This window comes from Microcoleus sp. BROC3 (assembly GCF_036702515.1).
In the GTDB taxonomy this organism is placed as follows: Bacteria; Cyanobacteriota; Cyanobacteriia; order Cyanobacteriales; family Microcoleaceae; genus Microcoleus.
Genome location: NZ_JAUBTQ010000055.1, coordinates 37430 through 45452, shown reverse-complemented (window position 1 = coordinate 45452; position 8023 = coordinate 37430). Strand labels below are relative to the sequence as shown.

Genomic DNA, 8023 nt, shown 5'->3' with positions numbered 1-8023 from the left:
TTTTTCCTCTTCCATATTTTCTTTTAGTAACTCAGCCATAGCTGAGTCAATTTATGCTGCTTAGTCTAAACACCAGTAATGAGCGGCTTAACCAAAACCCTTGCAGGTGCAGCGGCGCTCGCTGCACTCGATCGAACGAGTATAAATTTTGATGGTCAAACAATTAAAGCTGCCTCTTGGGGAAGTTCTGCAGCCAGAGTTGCCTCCTCTCTCTCAAGAGGGCAACAGCACCTTTTCAACCTTTACAGACAACATGAAGTTGCCCGTTCACCGCTGGTGCGAGATGAGCGTGCGGGTTTCTCGGCCTCTTGGGTCGAAACCGTTATTGCTAAAGCCTTGGAACGGGGGAGTGCGACTGTCTTCGATCCATTTGCCGGTGCGGGTGAAATGCCAATCGAACCCGGAGCTAGCTGGTTCTCCCGGAGTGCGACTGTCTTCGATCCATTTGCCGGTGCGGGGACGACGCTGCTTGCTGCTGAGAAAATGGGGGTTGAATGTTTGGGAGTAGAAGCTCATCCCTTCGTTGCTAGGATTGCTTCAGCCAAGTTGTTATATCGAACTGACCCCGCTCTTTATTTAGATCATATAAGAAAGGTCAAAATACGTGCCGAAAATTTGCCTGGCTGTGTAGATAATTATCCGGCTCTGATTCGTTCTTGTTTAAGCGATCGCTCCCTTGAAGGCTTAAATCGATTGTGGCAGGCTTGGAAACAATTAGCTGACGATTCTCCTCAATCCGAGTTGGTATGGCTGACAATTATAGCCATTCTCTGCCATGTTTCCTGCGTTGGAACTGCCCCTTGGCAGTACATCTTACCAAACAAACCAAACCAAGAAATCTGTATTGTCGCCGATGTCAGCTTGTTTTGTAATTGGCGATTCGGCTCCTACGGCATTTATGTTCCGGTGATTGAATGGATGGGAAGCTTAGAATTGGCAGCCGGATTTCAATCTTTCAAGTTTGAGAAGACTCGCGAGCGTAATGTCAAGTGGAAAAACCGGAAGCATAACGTTCCTCTGTGCGAAGGGTGTTTGTGGGTTAGGGGATGATCGAGATTTGACCAGCTCAAAGTGTCGGGCAGAAATTAACAGCAAGCAAATCAACAACTATTAGTCGAAAATATTAAACTAATAGCATGGTGGGATAGATTATCGGCTCTTGATGTTGCAGAGATTAAAAATCAATTACTTAGTAGTGAGCGAGTCAAAATAGACACCTTTATCAATGCATTGAATCAGTCATTTTCGCGGGTGCAGGGGGTGAATGTTACTGTTTTACATGGTTTTTCTCAGCAAATTGCTACGATAGAACAGGCAATTGAATACCTTCATAATTACTCCGATCCTCAACCTTCCCCCACACCTGTCCAGAAATACGAGATTGACATTCGGTACAACAATGGTGATACAATCCACGCTATTTTTCAGCAGAAGGCTGAAGCGATTAGATTTCTGCGGACGTTTGCTTAAGGTATAAAGTTTGATGGAGCGACGGTCTATTTTTCTCGCAATCGTAACTATTTTTTCCTGTTTCTCCAAAGTAATGCAACAAAAAACTGTGCCGATTGAATACAATCTATTGTGATGCTCGATTGGTTTTGTAGAAAACCTTTAGAGACATGGTATTATTTGAATGTTTTAGCCAGTGTTTAACCATTATTTTAACCACTTATTTTACGAATCGTGGTATCTCGCTAACTGTTAGTGATGGCAAAAAGTTCTTTAGAAAACGACAACGAAGTTAAAGTGGTATTTTTCAAATTTTTTTTTGTTGTGTTACAATAAATATTTGTAAAACTATGTTAAATTAAGAGTTAATTTATGAAATAAAACCGGGCATTGTGTGTGACAATTTTAGAAGAGGATGGCTAGTTGGTTCATTGTAGCAAATGGTTGAAAGCTACCCGAATAAAAATGGTATTATTAGCATGAAGAGGCTAGGCTATGGAGTTATCTACTACCACCACCACCACGATAGATGGCGACCGCATTCAAGAGTACGCCAAGAAGCTACGCCAGAGTAATTTTTTAGAAACTTTGGCCTTGAATGTAGCAATGGGGATTCATGCCGAAATTACTAAAAGGGATGAAACATTAGAAGGCTTTAGTCCTAAGTGTGTTGATGAACTCGAAAAATTTCTCAAAGAGCAGATAGTTGATGATGCTTTCTACTTGACAAAAGCAGAGGAAATATTAAATCATCTGACCCTCTGGCTTCAGGCAGGTAGAACCGAGGAAAATTTATGGAAAAACGTGGCACTTGATTCAGCTTTAATTTTTCTAGAGCCACTCGATTTATCCAATCGGACACTAGATGAGTTAACCGCTATGCTGGGGCTGGCTTCAAAAACAGTTCCCGCAACCGAACCCCAGCTATTTATCAGCACCACAATCACTCAAATACTCACCTCAGCCCCTCCTAGAACGGCTTGCAAGTCCTTATTACGAATTTGGGATTGGCAAGAAGATGCCCAGAAAAATGTGTTTTTTCGAGATAATTACAGCACGGGTTTTGTCAAGTTAGCCTTAAAGGATAAAGACCCAGTTACTAAAGAATATTTTTACTTTACAGGCAAGGCCGCCTGGGGAATTATTGAGGAATTTGGCAGTTTGGGGAAAGATACCGCCAAACTCCACTGTTTACTATCTGCCTATGTTTTTCAAGAGGCTGTGCCTTGGAGAACTGAAATTAAGCTAGCTGGAACTGGGAAAAATGGCGGCACTAACCTCATAGACTTAATGGGTTGGGGTGAGCGTAAAGATATGACCACTTCCCAGAAGTTACTCAGGATAGAGCAATGCCTGAAGGTTCTGAGAAGGCTGGACGCTACCATTAAATGGAATATCGGGAAGCTAGGATGCGATATGAATTCCCTCATTTGGGACGTTGCTGTGGAGCGCTACGGGCAGCGTAACATTTTCACAGATGAAATTGATGAACCAACAGAAATAGTAGCCTTCATTCGGGCGGGTAGATGGGCTGAGTTTTTCTTTAATAAACCTGGCAAGAATGCTACGCCTCCAGTTGCCTTATATGAGTTTGGTTGGATTTCAGAAGCGACGCTTAAAATGAACCCGTATCATGATGAGCTAGCATTCTTAATCGCCATCAATATAACAACAGAAAGCGCCATTCATACTAATGGGAAATACACGGTTAAGACCGTGCTAGAGATGGCGATGCCGAAAAATGAGATTGAATTAACGCGGTCTGTTAAGTACAAAGCTCAAGATTTAAAGCAACGTTGGGATAAAGCCTTAATGCAGCTAGCTGAGTTAGATTGGCAGATTATATATGACTCTGAAACCTACCCAGAATGGTTGCGTCCCGGAAGTACAACAGGTAAACCCAAAGATTGCAAAAAAAGAATTATTGATTTACTGCTAGAAGCTGGCGTCACCATCAAGCCTCCCGGTAAAATTCCTGCCTTGATAGCTGCTAAAAAATCAGCATCTTTGCCCCGGAAACGAAAATCAGCATCTGCTGCCCCGTTAGAGTGGGAACCGATACAGAAGGCTTGTGAAGCAAAGGGTTGGACGAAGCAAACAGTCATCGCCGAAAAGCTGGGTATATCTCAGCAGCTAGTCTCACAGCTTCAACGCGGCAAGCCAATTAGCCCCAAAACCGCCGCCCACCTCAGAAAAATCTTGCCTCAAGTGCTACCGGAACTGTCAATCTAGCTTCCCATCCCCTTAACTCGAACTCCAGCCCCAAGCTTAGTAAGGCTGGAGTTTTGCGTAGTAAGGCAAAAATGACCTCAAAATCACCTTCAAACTCTTACCAGACAAGGCTTAGAACTTTACTACGGACACACCCGGATCTAGCTACCAAAACACCCGGATCTAGCTACCAAAACACCCGGATCTAGCTACCTTTCAAATTTGAAACCCTTTCACAGTAAGTATTTCAGCACTTTACTACGCACGGATTAACTATTAATTAATTATCTTTGATCGGCGTGCAAGCAGCGATTTTCAGAACATGAGACAAAGGGATGTTCCCCACTCAAGGAATAGCCCGGTGAAGATTTATCGAGATAGCACAGGCATTGACCTTCAAAATCAGTCCTCACAGAGACTCATAGTCCACTTAACCCCATCTGACCCGTTCATGAGGCGCTCTGGCGGTAGCCAGATTCGGGTGCAACTTGGAGCGCATTTCGCATTGCTACTAGACCAGAAGGTCAACACAGCCAACATGGGGGTGCGTTATGGTCTTGTCTAAGTCCGCCCTCACTGAATGGCAAGAAAGCGGCGTAGACTCCGCCATCTTCGCCCTCAACGTGCAAACTCTTAGTGGCGACGCCCCCTACGCCTACCTCCTCTACGAAATTAACGCCGCCTCCGGCAGAGTCCACCCCGACGCACAATGGCGGTGGGCCAGAAAACACTACAGCCACATCGAGCACGGTGGTTGGTGGTGTTCGGGCCTTGACCCCCTCAACAACTGGCAGCCCATGTATTGGGGCTGCTTCAAACCCTATCAGCCCCGCAACAGCTTCGACCCAAACGGTAAAACCAAGCCCGTAAAATACGAACACCCCCCCAAAACCCCCACCAGAGCCTTCTTCCTGCAAGTCCCAGACCACATCTGGGCAAAAGTCGCAGAACGCTACGGCGTCCCCATCGACCCTGAAAACCCAGAGGACTTAGAGATGGGGAGTACAGGAACGGGGGAGACGGGAGACGAAAATCTCCCCTCTGCCCCTGTGCCCCTCCCCGGCGTCACGAACCCGCCTCAATTCTGGGAATGGGTTTGGCTCAACAACATCCCCGTCACCATCGTCGAAGGCGTAAAAAAAGCCGCCTGCCTGCTCACAATGGGCTACGCGGCCATTGCCCTCCCCGGCGTCACAATGGGTGTCAGAACCAAGAACGCGCTAGGGGAGAAGTGCAACCCCTATCTCATCCCCGAACTCCAACACTTCGCCACCCCAGGGCGGGAAATCTACATCGGCTTTGATCGCGACAGCAAGCACTCTACCGTCCTCAACGTCAACCGCGAGATTGACAAACTCGGCCGCCTGTTCACCACCGCCAAATGCTCCGTCAGCGTCATCACTCTGCCAGGACCGGAGAAAGGCATCGACGATTTCGTGGTAGCCAGAGGCGAGGATGCGCTCATTGCCCTCAAAAACGCAGCACGAGGCTTCCAATTTTGGCAGGATAGGGAATCATGGCTTTTAACCTATCCCGCGTCTTTAACGCTAAATTCTCGCTATCTGGGAGAACTCCCCTATCCAGAGGCCGGCTTAGCCTGCATCAAATCCCCCAAAGGCACCGGCAAAACCCGCTCCCTCGCCCACCTGGTTTCCCACGCCCTCAACACGGGCGAACGCCGCGTGCTAGTCATCACCCACAGGATTCAGCTCGGCCGCGCCATCTGCGCCGGGTTGGGAATCAACTACATCGACGAAACCAAGAACTCGCCGGAAGGCAAATTATTCGGGTACGGCTTGTGTGTAGACAGCCTCCACCCCCACTCAATGGCCCGTTTCAACCCCGAAAACTGGTCTGGGGCGATCGTCCTCATTGATGAGTGCGAACAAGTCATCTGGCACGCCTTGAACTCCAGCACCTGCCGCGAAAACCGCGTCGCCATCTTGCAAACCCTGCAAGAACTCATTCGCACCGTCTTAACCACCGGCGGCTTAATCGTTGCCCAGGATGCTGATTTATCTGATTGCGCGATCGACTACTTGAAGGCGCTTGCTGGCATCCCTCTCGAACCTTGGATTGCCGTCAACGAATGGAAACCTAAAAAAGAGCGGGACGCGATCTTCTACGCCACTCAAAGTCCCGCACCACTATTCGCTCAAATGGAGCAAATTCTGTCGCGAGAAGTCACCGGCTGCGACCTTGAAAGTCGCGCCCTCTGCTGCCCGCTCGATCGAAACAGGCCCCACATTATGGTTGTTGAAGACTCCCAAAAAGTCAAAGGAAAATGGTCGTGTCGCAACCTAGAAACACAACTGCAAAAACGATTTCCCAACAAGCGCATTCTCAGGATTGATAGCGAGTCAGTAGCCGACCCCAACCACCCTGCTTGTGGCTGCGTTGAGAAACTTAATGCCACCATTCAAAACTACGACATCATCATCGCTAGCCCCACCATTGGCACAGGAGTTAGCATCGACATTCGCGGTTATTTTACAGCCGTATTCGGCATTTTCAAAGGAGCAATTGCCGTCAACGATGCCTTGCAAGGTCTCGCTCGCGTCAGGGATGAAAATGTTCCAGTCTTTGTTTGGACAGCGCCCTTTGGCATTGGCAAAATTGGCAACGGCAGCGCTTCTTACCGAGCTCTCCTCGCTTCCCAGCAGAAGGTTATCAAAACCAATATTCGCTTGCTGCAAGGAGTTGACTTCGACATCGACGCGGCCCACGACCCGGTTCACCTGAGAACTTGGGCAAAAATGGCTGCTAGAATTAATGCCGGAATGTGGCATTACAGGGAGGCGATTAGGTACAGCCTAAAAGCTGAAGGGTTTCAGGTAAAACTGTGCCGAGAAAATCAGCTAGAACAACTCCTTTTAGAGGGATTAGCGCAGCAAATAGCAGCCAGCGCGGTCAAAAACTGGAAGCTCTTGCAGCAGCTTGTCCGGGAGGTTGATGCTCGGTTAAATGAATTAACTCTCCGAAATGTCGGAGCTGCTCTGGTTAAGGAAGAGGCTGAGTCAATTCAGCAAGAGAACCGCAGGGTAGAAGCGGATGCTGTTGCTGGTGCTCCTGATATTACTCTGTCTGAGTATCTGAAGTTGAAGGACAAGCGCTCCAAGACAAACGGCGAACTCAATCAAGAGCGCAAGTACCAACTGCAAGAGACTTATGGTGTGTCGGTGACGCCCGAGCTGAAATTGAAGGACGACGACGGCTGGCTGCCTCAAATTCGCCTGCATTACTATTTGACCCATGACCCAGAGTTTGTCAGGAAACGAGATAAAAATCACTTGGCAGGCCATCAAGAAAGGGGTCAAGGGAAGGTTTGCCCGCAAGATTTGCGCTTCCTGAAAGCTTCTGTGGAAGCTCTCAAAAAGTTGGGGCTGATGGAATTCTTTGACTCAGACAGGGAGTATCGAGGGACTGACCCGGAGGTGATAGCCTTTGCTCAAAGGGTTAAGCAGTATTCTGCGGACGTGAAAGATTTTCTGGGTATCAACGTCCACCCTAATGCCCAGCCAATGGAGGTGGTTCAGTACGTTTTGAAGGGGAAGCTGGGCTTTACCCTGCGACTGGTTCGCCAAGAAAGGTCGGAGGAACGAGATGCTTTGGGCAAGTCCAAGCGCATTCGAGTTTACCAGTTCCATTTCCCCAACGACGGCAGGTCGGCGATTTTTGCAGCTTGGCAGCAGCGGGATGAGAAGGCTATCTCTTTGGCAGAAGCCGCGGCTCCCTGTTTGGAAGGGATTCCAGGCGGCACAGGGTCGGATAAAGATATGAAGATATCCGGGGGTGTGCCACCAATTGATGAAGCTGCGAACGCAGGACACTCATTGAAGGTGGGCGCGCTAGTGCGGTTTGTTGGTGAGGTTCAAAAATATGTGGTTAAAGCTGTCTCAGGCGCTCGAGTGATGGTGCAATCGTTGCTTTCGGGTGCGATCGTCCACACTTGCGATCGCCGCTTGGAGCTGGCGGATGGAGGAGCGACATGAGAACGCTGCCAAAAAGTGTGATTCGTTTTTAGTCCAGCGCGACCTGAAAAGGGTCATCTGTTCTACAGAGCCTACTCTGCTAAGGTATTTACAATCCTTACCCTCATGTAAAAGACTCATCTGAAGTCCGGTCGCGTCTCAGTACAGTATTGGACGCTCGCGGCGCCCGCTCGCCGAAAAAATACTCTTCAAACGTCAGCTTGACGGGAGCTCACGGATTGAACGATCGCCCAATTGTGTGCGGTCTTAGACAATATTGCCTTGAAAGACAGCTATACCCCTGTCGCAGGAGTTCTGTGGAGGGCGCAGTTCGCGCTGTTCAAAGTAAGTAATGCTGTGAGCGATCGCCAATAAACATATCTCAAGCCAAT

Annotated in this window: 4 protein-coding genes; all 4 read left to right on the top strand. The window is 48.3% G+C overall.

What is annotated here, in order from left to right:
- Positions 1–78: 78 nt before the first annotated feature.
- The 4 genes from QUB30_RS26960 (at position 79) to QUB30_RS26945 (ending at position 7652) form a co-directional block, all read left to right on the top strand.
- Positions 79–1050, top strand: a complete 972-nt coding sequence (locus QUB30_RS26960; RefSeq protein ID WP_333339951.1) for a DNA methyltransferase — start codon at positions 79–81, stop codon at positions 1048–1050.
- Positions 1051–1260: 210 nt separating this feature from the next.
- Complete coding sequence (locus tag QUB30_RS26955) at positions 1261–1470, top strand: hypothetical protein (RefSeq protein WP_333339948.1); 210 nt, start codon at positions 1261–1263, stop codon at positions 1468–1470.
- A 474-nt stretch (positions 1471–1944) separates the two neighbouring features.
- Positions 1945–3681 carry a helix-turn-helix transcriptional regulator gene (locus QUB30_RS26950; RefSeq protein ID WP_333339946.1) on the top strand — a complete coding sequence of 579 codons (1737 nt, stop codon included), beginning with the start codon at positions 1945–1947 and terminating at the stop codon, positions 3679–3681.
- 530 nt (positions 3682–4211) lie between these two features.
- On the top strand, positions 4212–7652 hold the full coding sequence (locus tag QUB30_RS26945; RefSeq protein ID WP_333339943.1) for a plasmid replication protein, CyRepA1 family: 3441 nt from the start codon (positions 4212–4214) through the stop codon (positions 7650–7652).
- The last annotated feature ends 371 nt before the right edge of the window (positions 7653–8023 follow it).

Excerpts from the sequence above, each read along its gene's own strand:
- QUB30_RS26960 (WP_333339951.1), top strand. The coding sequence starts at position 79 with ATGAGCGGCTTAACCAAAACCCTTGCAGGTGCAGCGGCGCTCGCTGCA.
- QUB30_RS26945 (WP_333339943.1), top strand. The coding sequence starts at position 4,212 with ATGGTCTTGTCTAAGTCCGCCCTCACTGAATGGCAAGAAAGCGGCGTA.
- QUB30_RS26950 (WP_333339946.1), top strand. The coding sequence starts at position 1,945 with ATGGAGTTATCTACTACCACCACCACCACGATAGATGGCGACCGCATT.